The organism is Priestia sp. SIMBA_032, from assembly GCF_046535215.1.
GTDB lineage: Bacteria > Bacillota > Bacilli > Bacillales > Bacillaceae_H > Priestia > Priestia aryabhattai.
This window is the reverse complement of sequence record NZ_JAWRXD010001036.1, coordinates 1-257: the sequence shown is the minus strand read 5'-3', so window position 1 is coordinate 257 and position 257 is coordinate 1. Positions and strand designations below refer to the sequence as shown.

Genomic DNA, 257 nt, shown 5'->3' with positions numbered 1-257 from the left:
CCATCAAGTGTCGCTACTTTTTTATCAAGCATAATAAGCTTGTCCAAAGGGATTTCATTTTTCAGAAATTCAACTGCATCTTCCTCACAACTGTCAAAATCAGCATTCAGAACATAATGCGTATATTCTTTTGATTTGCTGTTTAGTACATGCTTTTTAAACTGGCTGTAATCATTTTGATATACATAAAAATCGATAGTGGCAAATTCATTTAAAACACTTGACAGGGCATCAAAAATTTTCTTTTGATAGGGACC

1 protein-coding gene is annotated in these 257 nt (G+C 32.7%); it reads right to left on the bottom strand.

Annotated elements, in window-relative coordinates; translation table 11 throughout:
- Positions 1-257, bottom strand: a 257-nt coding sequence (locus SB717_RS37495; protein WP_410908208.1) for a hypothetical protein, incomplete at both ends; no start/stop codon positions are given.